We start from the raw sequence: 18,516 nt of genomic DNA on the forward strand, positions 1-18,516 counted from the left end.
AAATCAGAAAGGGAATAAGTCAATGAGTGATCGACTCGCAGAAGCCCAAGAGAACGGCCGCGCGGCTGGCGTGCAGATTATCGAGGATTTGGTGCGCAATCATGACTTTATTGAATGTGTGAACCAAATACGAACCGCTGCACTCAACGATTCCAAATACAACTGGCACCTTCTAGAAAGCATTGCTGCCCTAGCGGCACGCGGGTTGGAAAACCCGGACAACTAGACCGCTTCGAGCAGAGTTACGCGTTATTTCTTTGAGCAGAACTTCACTGCGTCGGGACATTCAACAATAAGCGAGCCCTTTACGTCTGAGGGCACCCTCCAAGCGAACCTGAACTCCATCTGGTGTGAATACCTTACTGGCTTGACAAAATGCATTGCCTCGCCAACCATTTCAATGGTCCGGCGATCCATTCGCTCGAAAGAGTACTCAGGTTTTAGTTCGCCAATAAGAGCCTTTTCTTGGCAATATACACATTTTCCAAAAGAGTATGATTGGGCACCCAAAGCAGCGCCTACTGCGCTTGCAAATCCCACTGGGTCATCAATGTAGTAACATGTTTCATACTCAAATGCTCTTACTACAGCCGGATCGGGATCACCTAAATACGTGCAAAATAGGTAATTACTATCGCCCCCCTGAAATCGGCCCCAAGCTGTGCGGTTATAACCTTGGCCAATCAAGGTAACGACCCCTTCTTGATGATCTCGCACCTCAGGATTCCCAGCGTTACGAAAAAGGTCGTAAGTTCCTAATTGAATAATTCCTTTATTGAAAAAGTCCTCTAAGTATTTTTGCTTTGTCATTTTCGCGACGCGCTGTGAGGGCACGACCATCAGCTCAATATCAGCTTCATTCGCGGGTTCGATAAGGGGCTTGTTTAAACCCAAATTCTCTGAGGAAGCTGCGCCAGCATGGTAGGTAGCCAATTGCCTGACTTCTATTGGGCTCAGATTTCTTCCAATCCAACCGTAGCCATATAGTCTCAAAACAAGTCCTCACATAGCCGAATTCGTTTTCTACGCATATGGTGACGACAGAAGGGACTGCAGAACTTCCTTCTGCGGTTTATCTTGGCGCTCAGTTTCAGATTACCGTCCCTCAAGCCATTTACTTTTCGCCACGGTAGCCCGCCGCTTGGGCATTGTCACCGCCAGAACCTCTTCGGCGCGGCGGTCTACGTTGGCACTGACCAGATTGCGCACGGCCATTGCGTAGATGACGCAATCGAGGGACTCCGCCCGGCGGCCCGGAGTGCGTTCCCATTGCCGGATCGGTGCGCCCTTTCGGTAGTGGATCACCAGCCGCTCGGACGCCAGCTCTTCATAGAAGCGCCCTTCCAGCGTGTCAGAGAAGCGGACAGAGTGGCCACGGGTCAGTCGGTTGATAAGCTGCCCCTTGAGCCCGTCCACGCCCACGATGAAGAGCCGCGCGCCCCGCGTGTCGCTGGCCTTGATCGCCTGCCGGTCGCCCGATGCCCCCTTCAAGGCATAGATGCGGCGGCCCATCCGAGGGTGGCAGAAGCCAAGGACTCGGTCCATTGTCACGCCGTCGCCTGCGTCAATGCCCGTGGCGTCCACCCGCAGGAAGCCGCCCTTGGGGTGCTTCCAGACGGTGCGCAGGGCGTCGTCCAGCTCGGCCCACACGTCGTCCCCCATCGGGTCGCCATAGATCACGTCTTGCGCCAAGATGAAGACTTCATCCCGGCCCCAGCCCACGAAGACCATTTCCAGCCGGTCGCGCTGCACGTCCACGCCACAGGTGACAAAGAGCACGTCCCCCGGGATCGAGTCGGGCAGCCCGAAGGGCTCGGCCCGGGCGGCCAGTGCCGCGTCGTCGATCTCTTCGGCAGCCTCACGCCAGCCTTGGCCCATGAGGGTGTTGGTCCAGACTTGCAGCTTGTCAGGGTGCGCCTTCGATTCAAGGAACTCTTGAGCAATCTTGCCCCAAGAGGCGTTCACCAACGTGGACACAAGCGCGTTGAGCCGGAAACCGGCGTGGCCCTCCACCTCGGGCCGCGTGATCCGCCAGCGCCCGGAGGCCACCATCGCGGGCTTGTGCCGCTCATCGGTCACGGCCCCGCAACTCGGGCAGACATAGGCGGCCTTCAGGGGTTCGCCCTCGGGCCATTGGATGTCTGCCCACGTGATCTCATGGAAGTCGCCACAGTGCGGGCACGGACACTCATAGACCCGGGAGTCGCTGTTGGCGTAGCTCCGCAGCACGTTGGATGTGGCCTCAAGCGTGGGCGTGCTTCCCAGCACGATCTTGCGATTGGGGAAGCTCAGGGTGCGGCGTTCGGCCAGCGTGAGGGGCGAGCCCTCGGCCCCCGGGTCCATCGCGTCGGCTTCGTCGATCAGCAGCACGCGGACGTTGTGGCGGCGCAGGTTGCGGGGGCTCTTGGCGGCCACGACCTTGAGGCTGCCACCGGGAAAGCGGCGGGACAGCAGCGTGTTGCGCCCGGCCTCATCGGTCTCGGCAGACATAAGCCCTTTCAGCTCCGGCGTGGCCGAGAAGATCGGTTCCAGATCGCTCACCACGTAGTCGCGGGCGTCCGCCTCGGTCGGCTGCAAGACCATGATCGGCGCGGGCTCATTGGAGATATATGCAGCCACGGTGCCCGATAGCAGTGTGGTCAGCCCGACGCGCACCGGCTTCACCACGGTCACGCGCTCAATCAGCGGGTCGGAAATGGCTTCCGCGATGCCCCGTTGATACGGCCAGAGCGTGACACGCCCCGGGGTAGCCGAGACGCCTTCAGGCAGCCGCATGGTGCCTTCGATCCAATCGGGCAGGCTCAGGCGCGGCGGCGGCTTCAGCGCGGCCATAGCGTTGCGGCGGGTTCGGGTTAGAGTGTCACTCATGCTCGGCCAGCTCCATCAGCACGTCGCGGACTTCGGCGTCCAGCGCGGCAAGGTCATGCGGAGTCAGGTGGCCGAGCTTGCCAGCGGCCCGGCTCGGCAAGGCGAGGAAGGCGGCGCGCACGTCGCGCAGAACGCCAGCCCACTCGCGTTCTACCTCGGCGGCGGCGATCAGCTCGCTACGGGCTCGGGCATTGGCGAAGGCGATCTTGTCAGCTTGCTCTTTCGCCAGCCGGAGCTTTTCGGCGGCCAGTTCGGAGTCGGCCCGGCGGCCAGTGGCCCCGGCGCGTGCGTGCTCGCAATAGGCTTTGACGGCGGCCCGGAGCGGAAACCGCTTGTCAGCATTCCGGGGGATCACGCCTTGCCGGGCGAGGGTCGATACGCGGTTGGCGGTCAGGCCGAGCCATTCCGCCAGCTCGCCAGCGGTCACGCCTTCAGGTTCCGGACCACCCACCAGCGCGTCTATTTCTGCCATTTCAGTCTTGGGGATCATGCGGGCCTCTCGGGAAAGTTGGGAACGGCGGGAACGCCGGTAAATTCGGGAAAACCGGGTTTCCCATTTGAAATTTTTTCTGAAGCGGGAAATGCCGGGGCTCCGCGTCCCCCCCGACGCATATCCCCAGTAGGGAGCCGCCACGGGAACGGCGGGAAGCTCGGGAACGCTGGGAATGCCCGGCCAAGGTTGGTGGCCGCACGCCCAAAGGGCGGCCTTCCAACCCTATGGGGGTATGGGGGTTGGAAGGAACATAGGTTGGCATAGGGTTGGAACAGGGGTTGGCATGGGGGTTGGTAGTAGGCTGGAAGCCCCCAAAATAGGGGTTGGAAGAGGGTTGGAAGGCCCACATCGGAACGCCGGTAAAGAGAACAACCATCAGGAATCCCCCACCAGAAAAGCCCGCCTCTTGGAAGGCGGCCCCTCTTCCTCCACTCGGATTGCGCCATTGCTCAGAAGCTGCTCCATCGCTGCTTGGAAAGCGCGCTTGCTCACGCCCTCGCTGCCGGGCAGCCCTGCGAAGACCTTAGGGGCGTAGGCCGACGAAGCCTTGGGCGAAACCTTCCTGCCCTGCTTGGTGTGCTCGGCCAGCAGGGAAAGGAAAACCCGCTCGGCCTTACTGTTCCGCTCTTCGCGTGTGGGGGCGTCGGGAACGAAGACGCCCCCCATCCACGTCAGACCAATTTCCTCGCCCGTGCGCCCGTAGTTGGCTTTCATGGTTTCAAGAATCCGGGCATCGGGGTCAGCCTCATACCCATCATCCTTCACCCTGCGCAGATAAAGCCGGGAACGGACGGAATTGCTCCACGCGGTCGAACCGGACGTGCCGGTGCCGCTGTTGAGCCCGGTCAGCGAAGGGTGCGCCAGCAGGACAACTGCGCACTCATATTCAATCGCCAAGTGCCGCAGCATCCCGATAAACTGGCGGCCATGCGCACGGTCGTTTTCGTTCCCCGCGTGCAAGTCCGCCAGCGTGTCGAGAATGATCAGCTTGGGGCGTTCGCGCTCCATCGTTCTACAGATTTCAGCATAAAGTGCCGTGGGCTTCAGTGCGTTCGTCTTGCGGTCCAGCACCGCCAGCAAGGCGTCCTCCCCCGCCAAAGAACGCATTAGTAACTTGTTGAGAGCTGCCAACGGAACGTCGTTGCTGTCGCAGATGTCAGACAGGCGGCGGTGCAGTTCGTTGTTGTCGTCTTCTGCAGATAGCACCAATGCCTTGCCCGGCTGGTCGATTCCTCGGTTGACCCACCGCCTGCCGGTCACGGTAGAGACGGCAAGCTGAAGCGCCAAAAGGCTCTTCCCGGTGCCGCCATCGCCACCCAACAGGGTGACGGTATTGCCGGGGATAAGGCCGTCCACATGCCACTTGCGCGGCGGGATAGGCAGCCCAGCCCATTCCGATGCGGGAAGGAAAAGCGGCTCGGTCTGTTGCTCCGGCAGGACGCCGACCAGCTCGGCAATGTCCGCCTCTTCCTCGGGCAGCAGCCATCCCATTTCGTCCCAAAGGTCGTCGAAGTCTTCCAGCAGCTCCATGTGGCGAAGGTCGGTTACGGTGTCGTCGTGCCAGCCGTGCCGCTCGGCTTCATGAATAACGTGCCAGCCGGTCAGGCCACGGTCAGCTTTACACGAGTCCCAAAGCGCGTCCGTGTGGTCCGCGTCATAGTCGTGGTGTTGCTTGCTCCATTCATGGACCAGTTCGCGGCCCTCTTCGTTGCCCCCGGTCTCGCAATGCACGGCCATGACTATGTGCAGCCACGCGTCCCGGCTGGCGTAGGCGTCGCCATCGTTGGGGCACTTCATGAGCGCATCTCGGATCACGCGGAAGGGAAGGCCCGTGGGCTCACCCCGCCCCGGCTCCACGACCTTGCGGCGGATTGTCAGAGCCTCGGGCCACTCCGGCAACTCGCGCGTCAGACGGCCCGTATAGACGCCTTTGTCGTTTGTCGCGCCGGGGGCCACTACGAAGCCCCCTTCGCCGCGCACGTCCAACCCAGCGGGCAGCCCGGCGGCGCTATTACCTTCTCCTTGGTATTTGAAATGGAGGTGTCGCCCTCCGGTCGGGGTGAAAGTCTGGCCGGGCGACAAGGTATCCACGTCCAGCCCCAAAGTACTAAGTCCAGCGAAACCGTCCTTGCCGTTTTTCAGGTCTACGTCCAAGGCCACGAAGCCGTTGAGCTTGCCAGTTGGCAGCCCGGGCATGGCATCGGGCCACTTCGCCCACCAGCGCTCAATCTGCCGGGCGTCACTAGTTGCCTTGTCTTGCCAGCCCTTGACCAGAGGGCGCTTGTTCGCTCCCAACGGGATCACGAAGTAGCCTTCAGCAGCCAAATCATGGGCAGCTTGGCGGTTGTCGGAGACTTGGCCTTTGGGGGCTTTCGAGTTATGTTTTGTTTGCATCTTTCAGCCTTTCTTAGATGCCACGGCGCGGGGGCTTGCAGGCCCGGCACGCCAAATTTCAGGTAGCCCGTCCCTTTCGCAGAGGGGACGGGTTACTCATTTCAGGATAGCGGGGAAGCGGGCTTCGTGTCATCGTGGCCCGGAAGGTGACAATCAGATTTTGCAACACACACTGCAACACATTTTGCGTCGCGGATATTTTGCAAGTATCTGTTTTAACTATATTAACTATGAAAATGCCGAGCATGGAGCGGACTTCGTCTCCGCCATCACCCAGTGCGGAAAATCTAATCTGTTCCTGCCAATCGGTTGTCGGGACAGAGCAAAAGCCCTTCGCCACGCGTGAACACCCCACATCATCCTCGGCCACACCGTCTTGAACGATCAGCCCGGCGCATCTTCTATTGCTCGATGGGCCACACGCTCGACGACCTTCGGGTCGATCAGATGACCGAGATCATCCGGCGCGGGATGCGGTGGACGGCGCGCGGGTCTGCACAACCGATCTGCCCCCGAGCGAGCCGCGCCCGAGCCGTGCTATGCGCTGCGGGAATACGCGCTCATCGATGTCGCATCGGGGCATTGGAGCGACGTATGTGCTCGATTGGAGGATGAAAAATCGTCGTAGGCGCGGGGCACCTTTAATCCGGGTTTGCGCCCGGTCGCCACGCGGTTCATTCTCCGCCTCGAATTTCCCCCGGAGGCCATCATGGCACGCCAGACAAAGCTCATCCTCTGCCCGATCAACCTGCGCCACGCCCAGGTCGAGCATCATGCCTATATGGAAGCCGTCGAGATGGCGCGGCGGCGCCGAGCGAAGCTGATCGTGGCGACGATTGCGCCCGAAATCGAGCGAAACCTCAATATCTACAACTCGGATACCTACTGGGGCCAGCAGCTGCGCAAATTCCTCAACGACAATCCCGCCAGCGGGGTGACCGAGGTCGAGATGGTCGTGCGCAAGGGCGCGGTACACCGCCAGATCGTCAAGCTGGCGGATGAGCGCAAGGTGGACCTGATCGTGATGGAAGCGGCCAACCCAAAGGTGCAGGACTACCTTCTGGGCACCACGGCGTCCCATGTCGTGACCCATGCGGAGTGCTCGGTCTACGTCGTGCGGAGCTAAGGGCTGGCCCGGGGTGCGACCAGCACACCGGGCAGCGCCCGACCTCCCCCCGGGAGGGCGCTTTTGCGCCACCTGCGCGCGGATGAATGTCGGAAGGGTGCGGCGGGATAAAGCGTAGACCACCAAGGTCGGGGACATGCGCCCACCCGAGGTCGGGCGCTGCCCTCTCGATGCGCCACCCCACGGGCCGGCGCGCGCCCCGCTTCCACGGCAGCACAAGCTGATATTCGGGAAAAGCCCGCGCCTGTCGCGCGGCGGGTCGGATCCGCCCCAATCAGGGGCGGATCCCTTTCTTCTTACCTCTTGGCGGTCTCGCCCGAGGACTGCGCGGGCACCAGTGCGCGCATGATCGAAGGCATGGTGAGGCTGCCCACCGGCTCGCCCCTCATCATCACGCGGTAGCGGCGATCGAGCGCCCCTTCGGCCTTGGCGATGACGCTCTCGAGGTTGTCGTTGCCGTCGATATCGCCCGACATCTCGCCTTCCGGCGCGCCGCGCTCCATCACCGAGCGCACGCGCAGCACGCGGGCGCGGTTGATGTCGGCCACGAAGTCCTCGATGTAGGGATCCGCCGGGTTGAGCAGGATCTCCTGCGGCTCGCCCTGCTGGACCACCCGACCGTCATTCAGGATCACCAGGTGATCGGCGAGCTTGAGCGCCTCGTCCAGATCGTGGGTGATGAAGATGATGGTCTTGTGCAGCTCGGCCTGAAGCTCGAGCAGCAGGTCCTGCATGTCGGTCCGGATCAGCGGATCGAGCGCCGAGAAGGCTTCGTCCATCAGCATGATGTCCGAGTTCGACGCCAGCGCCCGGGCGATCCCCACGCGCTGCTGCATCCCGCCCGAGAGCTGGTGCGGGTGGTGATCGCCATAGCCGCCGAGCCCGACGCGGTCGAGCCATTTCTCGGCCTCGGCAACATAGTCGGAAGCCGGGAAGCCACGGGTGGCCAGCGCCATCGCCGTGTTCTCCGCCACCGTGCGGTGCGGCAGAAGGGCGAATTTCTGGAACACCATCGACATCCGCTCGCGCCGCAGCTTGCGCAGCTGCGCCTCGTTATAGTCGAGGATGTTCTCGCCATTGACGATCACTTCGCCAGCGGTGGGTTCGATGAGCCGGTTGAGGTGCCGGATCAGTGTGGATTTACCCGAGCCCGAAAGCCCCATGATGACGGTGATCTCACCCTCTTTCATGTCCACGTTGATGTCGTTGAGCCCGAGCACGTGGTTGCGCTTCTCGAGCAGTTCCGGCTTGCCCATGCCCGCCTTGACATCTTCGAGCGCCGCTTGCGGATCCGACCCGAAGATCTTGTAGAGGTGTCGGATCGAGACTTTGATTTCTTTCGTCATGTCTGTCTCCTCACTTCCGGCTCTTGCTGGTGTCGATCCGGGCGAGCGAAGCTTTCGTCACGCGGTCGAGCAAGATCGCGATGATCACGATCCCGAAGCCAGCTACGAGACCCGTGCCCAGTTCGAGCGACCGGATGCCGCGCAGCACGAGTACGCCCAGACCCGGGGCCGAGACGAGCGAAGCGATCACCACCATGGCGAGGCTCATCATGATCGTCTGGTTCACACCGGCCATGATGTTGGGCAGCGCGAGCGGGATCTGCACGCCGAACAGCTTCTGGCGCTTGGTCATGCCGAAGGCGTCGGCCGCCTCGATCACGTCGGGATCGACCAGACGGATACCCAGATCGGTCAGGCGCACCACGGGCACGATCGCATAGAGGATGATCGCGATACCGTAGAGCTTCGGTTCGGTGACCGAGAACAGGAAGATCAGCGGGATCAGATAGACGAAGGGCGGCAGCGTCTGCAGCATGTCGAGGATCGGGATCACCGTGCGCTGGAGCCGGTCGCTCCGCGACATCGCAATGCCTATCGGCACCCCGAAGAGGACGCATATGAAGGCACAGACGAAGATGATCGCCAGCGTCTGCATGGCCGCCTCATAGTGATTGATGAAGGCGAGGAAGGCGATCGAGACCAGCACGAAGACCACCAGTCTCCAGGACCGCGTCACGAGCCAGGTGATCAGCATCAGGATCGGCACCATCAGCCACCACGGCGTGTTGGTCATGATCCAGAGCATGTCGCGCAGGGCCCAGCTCAGGGGCTGGGTCAGCGGGTCCACGATGGCGCGCAGCCCGCCACGGATCGCGAGGAACCCGTCCTCGAGGCCCTGCGTCACATCGCGCGAGGGCGGGATCGCCCCGCAGGCCTTGTTGAGTGCGTCGAGCGAGGGGAAGGGCCAGTTCCAGAGGCTGGGGCCCTGCGTCGTGGTGCCGTCGGTCTGCGCGATCAGGTCGGCCATCGACGTCATGCCGCCGCCACCGTCGCCGCCGGCCGAACACCAGTCCTTCAGCCCCACCGCGTTGAAGAAATTCTCGTAAGCTGCCATTGGTTTTCCGGGTCGCACAGGGAGACCCGTCCCATATTGTTGCGTGATTGATCGAAAAAGGACGGGGCCTGTCCCGGCCCCGTCCATGTATTGCGCGTCAGGCGCGCGTCACGATCATCCGCCGATCAGCTTCGAAAGCTTTTTCTGGGCATCGGCATCGAGCCAGTTCTTCCAGGTGTCCTGGTAGTTCTTGATGAAGTAGACCGCCGTCTCTTCACCCGAGGCTTTGTTCTCGTCCTGCCAGGCGAGCAGCTTCGACATGGTGTCGGTCTTGAAGCTCATCTTCGAGAAGAACTCGGTCTCGGCCGGGTGGGCCTTCGCGAAGTCGCTCGTCACCGAGGTCAGCACCGGAGCTGCCGGGAAGTCCGAAACCTGCGGGTTCGACGCGTCCTTGTTCTGGAGATTGTCGAACTTGGCCTTGTCGTAATCGCCAAGCTTCACGCGGGTCATGTCGTAGTTGCCCATGACCACGGTCGGGCCCCAGTAGTAGCCGAACCACGGCTTCTTGTCGGCAAAGGCCGAGCCGATCGACGAGGCGAGCGTCTGGCCGGAGCCGTGGTTGAACACCTTGATGCCCGAGCTCTCGAGGTCGAGCGCCTTGATCAGGTTGTCGCTCACGACGCGGCAGCCCCAGCCGTCGGGGCAGTTGTTGAACGTGCCGCCGACCCAGTCGGGATGCGCCATCACGCCCTCGATGGTCTTCAGCTCTGGGTGCTCCTTGGCGAGGTAGGTGGGGATCCACCAGCCTTCGACGCCACCCGGCTGGAGCGTCTTGGCGACGCGCTTGATCTTGCCTTCGCTCTCGAGCTTCTTGTAGGCGTCGCCGGCCGAGTTCAGCCACAGGTTGGTGACGACGTCGGGGCGGCCGTTTTCGGCGATCGAGGTGATCGCGGGAATCGTGTCGGATTTGACCAGGCTGGTGTTACAGCCATAGCCTTGGTCCAGCATGAACTTCGCGATGTTGGTGGTGACCTCGGCAGCGGCCCAGTTCATCTGAGCGATCGAGATGTCACCGCATTGCTCGGCGGCACGGGCGGTTCCGGTCTGGGCTGCAAAGCCGGTGACCATAGCGGTCGCACCGGCGACCGCGAGAAGTGTCGTCTTCCGCATATGTTTTCCTCTCATCCGTTGGATTGTTCACGATCGTTTTCGGATCGCATTCGCCTTGCGCGTGATGAGACCGTCCGACCTCCCCGCGCGGGCGTGCTTCCACCCGGGGGAGCGTCTCGGCCCATCGTCGATCTTCAGGTTGCGCAGTGCACGCGAATGCGCCCGTTCGACGATTGCCGCGAACGGTAGCGCCGGTGCTCCCGATCAGCAATCGTCCGCCGGTCACATTAATTTGAGAAAAGAGACAGGGAACCCAATGATAACTGAAGGAAATTTTGTAAAAGGAGACACTTGAGGGGCGACAGAACGGCAAAGAGATCCGGCACCCCAGGGATACCGAACCGACAATTTTTGAGCATGTGCGCGCGAAGCCGCTGGGCGCGCCTCCGTTGCGTGAATTGACGCACTGACGCCCCTGCACGAGACGACGTCGCGTCGCCCCCTGCCCGCGCAATTTTCCGCGTTGCCCGGGCCGTACGCCCGGGCGCTCGGGATCAGACTGCCATGCCGTCCGCGTCGAAGAAGACCGTGCGCTCGGCCTCGAAGCTCAGCCCCGCCACGTCGCCCGGACGTAGATCGGTATCGCCCGCGACGCGCACGTTCACGGCGCCCAGGGGGCCGCAATCGAACAGGATGAACGTGTCCGCGCCGAGGAATTCCACCACATCGACGCGCCCGTCGCATTGCCCCTCGCCCTCGGCCACCAGCGAGATGTGCTCGGGCCGGATGCCAAGCTGCGTGGCTTGCGGTGCGGGACAGACCCCGCCGCGCCCGCCTTCGAGACTATAGCTGCCGCCCGAGACCGCGCAGGGCATCACGTTCATCTTCGGGCTGCCGATGAATTGCGCGACGAACAGGTTCGCGGGTTTCTCGTAGAGCTCGCGCGGCGTGCCGACCTGCGCGATACGACCGTATTCCAGCACCACGATCCGGTCGGCGAGTGTCATCGCCTCGACCTGATCGTGGGTGACGTAGATCATCGTGCGCTGGAGGTTGCGGTGCAGCCGGGCGATCTCCAGCCGCATCTCCACGCGCAGCGCCGCGTCGAGGTTCGACAGCGGCTCGTCGAAGAGGAACGCCGTCGGGTCGCGCACGATCGACCGCCCGATCGCCACGCGCTGACGCTGGCCGCCCGACAGGTCCTTGGGCCGCCGGTCGAGGAAGCTCTGCAGCTTCAGAATATCGGCCGCCTCGTCGACCTTGGCGCGCCAGTCCTCCTGCGGGGCCCCCGCCATCTTGAGCGAGAAGCCCATATTCTCGGCCACCGACATATGCGGGTAGAGCGCGTAGGACTGGAACACCATCGCGAGGCCGCGTTTCGAGGGCGGCTGATCGGTCACATTCGCGCCGTCGATCTCGATCGCCCCGCGCGAGGTATCCTCAAGCCCGCCGATCATCCGCAGAAGCGTGGACTTGCCGCAGCCCGAGGGGCCTACGAAGACGACGAATTCGCCATCCTTGATCTCAAGGTCGATGCCCTTGATGACCTGGACGTCGCCGAACCACTTCTCGACACCGTTTAGCGTGATCGAACCCATTTCACCCCTCCTTGCCGGCCCAGGCGAGCCAGACGGCCGCCGTCCAGGTAAATGCCTTGCCGCCCGCGGCAGCGCCCGTCATCGGATCGAAATACTCGACGAAGCCGTAGCGCCCGATCACCTCGCGCGTGCGCTTGCGGACCTCTTCGCCAAGCGCGACGCCGCGTTCCGAGGCGCCCTCGCCGATCATCATGTTCATCATCCCCCAGGTCGGGCCGCGCCAGTAGCGCTTGGCGTCGAACCGCGGATCGAAGGGTGCGAGCGACGGCACGCCATAGGGGGCTGCGTCGAGCACGCGGGCCAGATGCTGCTCCATATGCGGCGCGTCGAGCCCGCCGAACCAGCACAGGAAGGAGGCGTTGCTCAGCGCGTTCGACCAGATGCCGTTGTTGCAGTTGTAGCTGTCGTAATAGCCCATGCCGGGGTTCCACAGCGCCTCCGCGCCGGCTTCCAGCTCGGCCAGTTGCGCGGCCATGTCGCCAGTGTCGAGATCCTGCGCCTCGCCTGCCGCCAACAGATCGCGCAGGCCGCGCATCAGGATGAAATGCATCGTCGGATCGGCCACCTTGAACGGATTGCCCTCGGCGACTTTCGCATCGTCCCAATCGAGCGCCTTGGCGCGCTGCACCAGCCAGATATAGCGGTCGTAATCGTATTTCGTCGGGCGCATCGAGGCGTCGACATGCTGGGTGTCGCGGCGTTCGTAATAGCCCACATCCTGCGGGTCGATCCCGCTCATCGCGTCATCCCAGTCGGGCGCGTTGTCACGGCCCGATTCCCACGGATGGATCACGAAGATCGCGCCCTTCTCGTCGCGGCGCCATTTCAGGAACCACTCCGCCCATTTGCGCATCTTCGGATAGAGTGCTGCGAAGCGGGCCGCGCCTGCCTCCGGGTCGGCCGCCAGAAGCCGCGTCGCGAAGCTGAGTGCGACAGGCGGCTGGGTGATGCCCGAGGACGCGATCGGCCCGTTGCAGCCCCAGACGTCGGGGCCGGGGAAATAACCCGGATCGGGCTTGTGGAAGATGATATGCGGGACCATGCCGTTGTCCCACTGCCCCGAGAACAGCGTCTCGATCTCCTGCCAGGCCCGGTTCAGATCGAACTCGGCAAAACCAAGGCTCGCGAAGGCGCTGTCCCAGTTCCACTGGTAGGGATAGAGGCCGTCGGTCGGCACCGTATAGCCGCCCCGGTCGTTCTGGGTGAGGATGTCGCGCGCCGCGGCGTCCCGGTCGGAGAAGTCGTCTGCGGCAGCCAGAGTTTCGGTCATCATATCTTATCCTTTCACCGCGCCGGCCGTCAGGCCGCGGGTCATGAAACGTTCGAGCCCGAGGAACAGCGCCATGATCGGCACCGTCGCGATGACGGCACCCGCCATCAGGTGCTGGCGCGGGATTTCGGAGGAGTTGAGCGAGGCAATGCCTCGCGTGAGGGTGAATTTGCTGGGATCGTCGAGGAGCATGAAGGCGAGCAGGAACTCGTTCCATGCGATCATGAAGACATAGAGCCCGACCGAAGCCATCGCGGGCAGCGCCAGCGGCAGCGTGATCTTCCAGATCACCTTGAGCCGCGAGAGCCCGTCCATCAGGCCCGCCTCCTCGACCTCGGCGGGGAGGCCGCGGAAATAGCCCTGCAGCATGTAAAGCGCGACCGGGATCGTGGTGACCGGGTAGATCATGACGATCCCGAGGATCGAGTTGCGCAGACCGACCATCGAGTAGGCGATGTAGATCGGCAGCGCGAGCACGATCATCGGCACCATGTAGATCAGCAGAATGCCGCGCGAGAACACTTTCTGCCCGCGGAAGCGCAGCCGCGCGACCGCATAGGCGCCGGGCACCGAAAACAGCAGCGTCAGCAGCACGGTCAGCACCGAGACATAGAAACTCGTCCAGAGGTAGCGCCCGAAATGGAACCGCGTCATCAACTCGTAATAGCTGTCGAACAGGTGCCAGCCCCGGCTCAGGTCGATCGAGAAATCGAGCGGGTTGAGCATCAGCTGCTGCTGCGACTTCATCGAGGTCATGACCATCACGTAGAACGGGATGACCACGATCGCGGTGAAGAAGATGTAACCGAAGCCGGTGAGGAAGCGGATGACCGCATCCTCGAACTGGTGGCGCGTGAGCGCACCGAACCGTAGCTCGCGCAGGATCGAGTTGAGCGGGATCGAGACCGCTCCCGCCAGCACCACGCTGAGTGCGACGCGCCAGACAAAGTTGAAGCTGTCGTCGAATTGCAGCGCGCCGAGGCCCACCGCCATCAGCGCCAGCGCCACGATCACCGCCACCGCATCCGCGGCCCAGCGATTGGCGATGCGCACGCGGGCAAACCCGGTCGCGAGGCCGAGGATCAGCGACCCAATCAGAGCGGGCTTGGCCGCAGCGCCGGTGGCAAAGGAGATCGCGACCCCCAGCGTGACCGACATGACCAGCGCCCAGAGCGCCCCGATGATCGGCCCGGTAAGGTAGCCTTTATGCAGGATTTTCATAGCCCTTCCTCCCGGCTCATGGTGCGGAAGAACAGCCCCGAGAAGACCAGAAGGCAGGCGAAGATCACCACGGCGACCGCGGCACCCGCACCGATATTCGACACCGCGAAAGCCTGTTCGTAGACATTGACCGTCAGGACCCGCGTGCCGGCATTGCCGCCGGTGAGCAGGAAGATGTCGTCGAACTTGTTGAAGGTCCAGATGAAGCGCAGCAGGAACAGGACCGAGAGGATCCCCAGCAGCTGCGGCATCGAGAGATACCAGAATTTCTGGAACGGAGAGGCCCCGTCCATATCCGCCGCCTCATACATATCCGTGTCGATGCTCTGCATCCGCGCGAGGATGAAGAGGAACGAGAGCGGGAAATAGCGCCAGATCTCGAACACCGTCACCATGATCAGTGCGAGCGGTTTGGCCCCGAAGAAGTTGATCGCGCCTTCGCTCACGCCCATCTGCACCAGCAGCGCGTTGGCGGAGCCCGAATAGGGATCGAACAGCGTGATCCATGTGAAAGCCACGGCGATCACCGGGGCCACATAGGGAAAGAGGTAAAGCCCGCGCAGGATACCCTGCCCGCGGAAGCTCTTGTTCAGGAGCAGCGCTGCAAACAGCCCCACGACCAGCGCGCCCAGCGTGCCGAAGACCGTATAGAACAGCGTGATGCCCAGAACGCTCCAGAACTCGCTGCCCGAAAAGAGCTGGCGGAAGTTGTCGAGCGTAAAGGTGGAATTCGTCAGAACGTTCGAGACGTGACCGGTTGCCGTAACCTTGGCGTCACGCATCGCGCGCTCTGCCTCGCGGGTGTCCCCTGTCACCTGCGCATCGACGCGGAAACGTTCGTTTGCACCGGCCTCGAGCGTGCCGAAATCGCAAGACAGGTCCTGCCCGTCCATTGCGCAGCCCTGAGGCAGATCGCCGGTCAGCGCAACGCCTTCAGGCAGGGTCACATTGAGCGCCGCATTGCGCATCTCCTGCTCGCGCGAGGGGTTGATGACGCGCAGTTCCAGAAGCGCCTGATCGCCGCGTTCGCGCAGCGCGACCCGCGTGCGGATCTCGGCCGGACGTAGATCGCCCAGCGTCACCGGCTTGAAGGAGATCCAGAAGATCGCCAGCAGCGGCACGATCACGACAAGCGCCACGATCGCGATGGTCGGGAACAGCAGGCCCCAGGCCAGGCGCGCCTCGCGACGGGCAAGCGCGCCGCGCCCCTTGGGCGGCGATATGTCAGTCATGACAGTCTCCAATCCATGCAGTCAGAGCGGGCTTTGGTCCCGGGGCAAGGCGCAACCGCCCTGCCCCGGCCAGAGGTCGGATCAGTTGATCTTGCCCAGCTCGTCGTTCATCTTCGCGACCGCATCCTCGGCCGAGATGTTGCCGTCGATGAAGTCGCGCACAACCCGGTTGATGACCTGGCTGTTGAGCATCTTCGAGGCCAGCGCGAGCTGCCCGTCCTTCACGCCCCAGCGCTGTGCGGTGTCGAGACCCTTGGTGATCTCGTCGACCACGGCCGGCGCGTAGAGATCCTTGAGCGGCGCCTTGCGATCCACGCCCACCGGCAGGGTCGCCCAGAGCTTGGTGAACTTCTCCGGATCCGCATCGGTGCCGCGACGGGTCGGGAACTTGCCCTCCGGCGCGATCGACAGCGTCTGCTCGTAGCCGTCATTCATCGAGTAATCGACAAACTGCTCGGCCGCTTCGGTGTCGGCATCTGCAGTGATGGTGAAGTAACGCAGGTCCGCCCAGCTCGCACCGTCGGGGTTCGACGGGCCCGCGAGGTTGGTCACGACGCCGGTATCCTTGGACAGCTCGGTCGAGGTCGGATCGTCGTTGATCATCGGCGGAGCGCTGTCACGCAGACCGGCCAGCTCGTCGAGGATGAAAGGCGACCACATGATCATCGCCGCCTTGCCCGCGAAATACAGCTCGCGCGACTGCTTCCAGTAGTTCTCGCCGGGCGGAGAGGCGTCGGCCAGCTTCTTGTAGAAGTTCAGCACCTCGACCGTCTTCTTCTCGTCGAGCGGCTTGAAGCCGTCCGGCCCCACCGGCGAGACGCCGTTGGCGAGGAAGATCTGTTCGAGGATCTGGCTCATGTAGTTCTCGTCGACCTTGGTCGCGGCAACGAAACCATACATGCTCGGCGGATTGTTGAGCTTGTCGAGCGCGGCTTCGATCGACTTGAAATCGGTCGGCGGCGCGAGACCCGCCTTGTCGAACAGGTCCTTGCGGTAAAGGATCATCTGGGTCCAGCCGTCGACCGGCACGGCGGCGTAATCGCCATCCGTCTCGACCATTTTCAGCGCGCCGGGCGCGAAGGTCGCCGGATCGAGCTTGTCGACCACATCGGTGCTCGCCAGCGTGTCGACGATGCCCGCATCGGTCCAGGGCAGCACGTTTTGCAGCGGCGTGTAGATCACGTCGGGCAGATCACCCGCCGCGAAAGCCGCGGTGGCGCGCTGGTTCAGGTCGCTTTCCGTCACCGGGATCACGTCGACGGTGATGCCGGTCTTGGCCTTGAAGTCGTCGGCCATCTGCTGCTGCTTGGCCAGACGCTCGGGCTGTTCCTCGGTGGTCCAGAACTTGATCGTCTCGGCCTGCACCGCGACGGCGCCCGCCATCAGCGCCAGCACGGTCGAGCCCATCAGCATCGCCGTTTTATGTCCTCGAATTAGCTTCATTTACTTTCCTCCCGGTAGATTGCGTTTCTCTTATGGGTCGACGGGTGGCCCGTCGGAGCCTCCCGGTTCCAGTTGCGCCGCCACCAATTCCGTCAGCTCTCCGGGCGGCGCACCGCGGAGCTGCGCGATCAGCAGTGACGCGAGACGCGCGCCCGCGTGCTGGCTGTCGACTGCGAATGTCGTGAGGGGCGGATCGACGATCCGGCCCTCGGGAATACCGTCATAGGAGATGATCGACAGGTCGCGCCCGATCGTCAGCCCCCGCTCGCGCGCCACGTCATAGGCCCCGAGCGCAGTCGCGTCGGTGGAATAGACGATCGCGGTCGGCGGATCGGGCAGATCGAGCAGATCGCGCGCGGCCTGCGCCCCTTCCGCGCGGTCGGAAATCTCCATCAGCTCGAGCGCGGGATCGAAGGGCAGACCGGCCTCTTCCAGCCCCTCGCGATAGCCGTCCCGGCGCAGCAGCGCGAAATTGTAGCTCGCATGCGACCCGGCGAAGGCGATGCGGCGATGACCGAAGCCCGCCAGCCGCGCGACCGCGGCGCGCATCGCGCCCTCGCCATCCACGTCGTACCACGACAGGCCCGGATCGGGCTGACCGTGACCGGTGCGGCCGAACAGCACGAAGGGCACGTGTTTCGCCTGCAGGAACTTCACCCGCGGGTCCACGACCTGCGTCCGCGGCAGGATGAAGCCGTCGACCTTGTGCTCCTGCAAAAGCCGCGTGACCGTGTCCTCCATCTCCTCGCGCGAATTCGACGACGCGATCGTCAGCGTCCAGCCTTCGAGCGAGGCCTCCTGCGTGATCCCGCCCAGAAAATCCGTGAGAAACGGCCCGTAGCGGTCCGGCGCATCCAGTTCGAGCACCAGACCCAGCGCCCGCACCCGCCCCGTGCGCACAGCCTGCGCATAGGGCATCGGCGCATAGCCCATCTCGGCGGCGACGCGTGCCACGCGCTCGCGGGTCTCGGGAGAAATGTCGGAATAATTGTTGAGCGCCCGCGACACGGTGCTCTTGGTCAGGCCCAGCGCCTGCGCAAGATCAGAAATCCGCACCCGGCGCGGCGCCGGTTCGGACGGTTTCTTATCTGTGTCGCGAATCTCCTCCATGGCGAGAGACTAGGTTAACGAAACCGATTTCGTAAAGCCGAAACCGGTTTCGAAACACGAATTCGGCCTCAAGTCGCCGTGTGCCGCGCCGCGGCAATGTGGCTATCGACGGGCGATGTCGAAGCCCGGGAATTTTTGGAAAAGCTCGCGAAATCATGTCATTAAAGGACGACTTTGACACAACGGCAGACCGTGCGTTTGCCGTCCTCTCTCGCTGCACCGGTAGTCCGCCAGCGCCCGGCCCGGGGAAACATCGCCCCATTGCGATCACAGCTTGGTGTTGAAGACAAAACCGCCGCGCACTTCCATGC

At 63.0% G+C, this 18,516-nt stretch carries 15 protein-coding genes; 2 read left to right on the forward strand and 13 right to left on the reverse strand.

Going from position 1 to position 18,516, the window contains the following annotated elements; translation table 11 throughout:
- Positions 1-22 precede the first annotated feature (22 nt).
- On the forward strand, positions 23-226 hold the full coding sequence (locus tag BMI87_RS22065) for a hypothetical protein (RefSeq protein WP_146681552.1): 204 nt from the start codon (positions 23-25) through the stop codon (positions 224-226).
- A 23-nt stretch (positions 227-249) separates the two neighbouring features.
- Here BMI87_RS22065 and BMI87_RS22070 read toward each other — a convergent pair whose 3' ends face one another.
- From BMI87_RS22070 to BMI87_RS09830, 4 genes are all read right to left on the reverse strand, one after another.
- Positions 250-933 carry a hypothetical protein gene (locus BMI87_RS22070; RefSeq protein WP_146681553.1) on the reverse strand — a complete coding sequence of 228 codons (684 nt, stop codon included), beginning with the start codon at positions 931-933 and terminating at the stop codon, positions 250-252.
- A gap of 162 nt (positions 934-1,095) precedes the next feature.
- Entirely contained in the window at positions 1,096-2,868 is a 1,773-nt protein-coding gene (locus BMI87_RS09820) for a phage terminase large subunit family protein (RefSeq protein WP_078520986.1), read from the reverse strand.
- Positions 2,861-3,358, reverse strand: a complete 498-nt coding sequence (locus BMI87_RS09825) for a hypothetical protein (protein WP_078520987.1) — start codon at positions 3,356-3,358, stop codon at positions 2,861-2,863. Before BMI87_RS09825 ends, BMI87_RS09820 begins: the two co-directional genes overlap by 8 nt.
- 378 nt (positions 3,359-3,736) lie before the next feature.
- Positions 3,737-5,755: an AAA family ATPase gene (locus BMI87_RS09830; RefSeq protein WP_078520988.1), complete on the reverse strand. Its 2,019-nt coding sequence runs from the start codon at positions 5,753-5,755 to the stop codon at positions 3,737-3,739.
- 709 nt (positions 5,756-6,464) lie between these two features.
- On the opposite strand from BMI87_RS09830, the gene BMI87_RS09840 reads away from it, so the two are divergent.
- The gene (locus tag BMI87_RS09840; RefSeq protein WP_078520990.1) at positions 6,465-6,881 is read left to right on the forward strand and encodes a universal stress protein; all 417 of its coding nucleotides are present in this window, start codon (positions 6,465-6,467) and stop codon (positions 6,879-6,881) included.
- 296 nt (positions 6,882-7,177) lie between these two features.
- On the opposite strand, the gene BMI87_RS09845 is transcribed toward BMI87_RS09840, so the two are convergent.
- From BMI87_RS09845 to BMI87_RS09885, 9 genes are all read right to left on the reverse strand, one after another.
- Complete coding sequence (locus BMI87_RS09845; protein ID WP_078520991.1) at positions 7,178-8,227, reverse strand: glycine betaine/L-proline ABC transporter ATP-binding protein; 1,050 nt, start codon at positions 8,225-8,227, stop codon at positions 7,178-7,180.
- 10 nt (positions 8,228-8,237) lie between these two features.
- On the reverse strand, positions 8,238-9,281 hold the full coding sequence (locus tag BMI87_RS09850; RefSeq protein WP_078520992.1) for a proline/glycine betaine ABC transporter permease: 1,044 nt from the start codon (positions 9,279-9,281) through the stop codon (positions 8,238-8,240).
- Positions 9,282-9,395: 114 nt separating this feature from the next.
- On the reverse strand, positions 9,396-10,391 hold the full coding sequence (locus BMI87_RS09855) for an ABC transporter substrate-binding protein (protein WP_078520993.1): 996 nt from the start codon (positions 10,389-10,391) through the stop codon (positions 9,396-9,398).
- A 494-nt stretch (positions 10,392-10,885) separates the two neighbouring features.
- Complete coding sequence (locus BMI87_RS09860) at positions 10,886-11,929, reverse strand: ABC transporter ATP-binding protein (RefSeq protein ID WP_078520994.1); 1,044 nt, start codon at positions 11,927-11,929, stop codon at positions 10,886-10,888.
- A gap of 1 nt (position 11,930) precedes the next feature.
- On the reverse strand, positions 11,931-13,199 hold the full coding sequence (locus tag BMI87_RS09865; protein WP_078521057.1) for a hypothetical protein: 1,269 nt from the start codon (positions 13,197-13,199) through the stop codon (positions 11,931-11,933).
- Positions 13,200-13,205: 6 nt separating this feature from the next.
- Positions 13,206-14,420: a carbohydrate ABC transporter permease gene (locus tag BMI87_RS09870; RefSeq protein ID WP_078520995.1), complete on the reverse strand. Its 1,215-nt coding sequence runs from the start codon at positions 14,418-14,420 to the stop codon at positions 13,206-13,208.
- Positions 14,417-15,652 (reverse strand): carbohydrate ABC transporter permease, encoded by a 1,236-nt coding sequence (locus BMI87_RS09875; protein ID WP_078520996.1) that lies wholly within the window; start codon positions 15,650-15,652, stop codon positions 14,417-14,419. The genes BMI87_RS09870 and BMI87_RS09875 overlap by 4 nt, the downstream gene beginning before the upstream one ends.
- Before the next feature lie 81 nt (positions 15,653-15,733).
- On the reverse strand, positions 15,734-17,095 hold the full coding sequence (locus BMI87_RS09880) for an ABC transporter substrate-binding protein (RefSeq protein WP_078520997.1): 1,362 nt from the start codon (positions 17,093-17,095) through the stop codon (positions 15,734-15,736).
- Between the two features lie 30 nt (positions 17,096-17,125).
- A complete protein-coding gene (locus BMI87_RS09885; RefSeq protein ID WP_168175190.1) occupies positions 17,126-18,151 on the reverse strand; it encodes a LacI family DNA-binding transcriptional regulator in 1,026 nt (341 codons plus the stop codon).
- Positions 18,152-18,516 lie beyond the last annotated feature (365 nt).

Origin of the sequence: Thioclava sp. F28-4, from assembly GCF_002020045.1 — a bacterium.
GTDB classification, from domain to species: Bacteria; Pseudomonadota; Alphaproteobacteria; order Rhodobacterales; family Rhodobacteraceae; genus Thioclava; species Thioclava sediminum.